2 protein-coding genes are annotated in these 535 nt (G+C 53.5%); both read left to right on the forward strand.

All coding sequences use genetic code 11. From position 1 onward, the window contains the following. A partial coding sequence (locus tag EOA33_RS40065) for a hypothetical protein (RefSeq protein WP_210212668.1) occupies nucleotides 1-212 on the forward strand: 212 nt, incomplete at its 5' end. A gap of 180 nt (nucleotides 213-392) precedes the next feature. After that, nucleotides 393-535: P-II family nitrogen regulator (locus tag EOA33_RS38145; protein WP_145989621.1), on the forward strand; the 143-nt coding region annotated here is incomplete at its 3' end.

A 535-nucleotide genomic window follows, 5' to 3' on the forward strand; every position in this document is an offset into this window, starting at 1 on the left:
CCATTTCAACCGGAGATAAAAGTTCGTTGCTCATGGATTGCGGTCCGCTCTCCGGTGAAGCATTGTCCAGTTTTCGGTTTGAAGCAAACAGCGAAACACCTGCCACTGCTCAGAAACGCATCGCTCGATGCAATGCGCCAATGGGCAGAAATGCCTGCAAATTACGCTATTTGCCTAATTATTGTGCGGACGGGAGGATCGGCAATGTATAGGCTTCGAGCGTCCATGACGCTTCCAATGCAGCGAATGACGCGAATATGCATCCGGGCATGACAATTGATGAGATCGCCCGATACCGCCTCGAATCCGCAGGATTTGGCACAGTTCGTGCTTGATGGAGGCGCAAGCGGGGTACACAACCCGTCTTTTTGGCAGTGGAGGCCACATTTTACATGAAAAAGATCGAAGCGATCATTAAGCCATTCAAGCTGGACGAAGTGAAGGAAGCGCTTCAGGAGGCTGGCCTGCAGGGCATCACAGTGACCGAGGCCAAGGGCTTCGGCCGGCAGAAGGGCCACACCGAACTCTATCGCGG

Origin of the sequence: Mesorhizobium sp. M4A.F.Ca.ET.050.02.1.1 (assembly GCF_003997725.1) — a bacterium.
Taxonomy (GTDB): Bacteria; Pseudomonadota; Alphaproteobacteria; order Rhizobiales; family Rhizobiaceae; genus Mesorhizobium.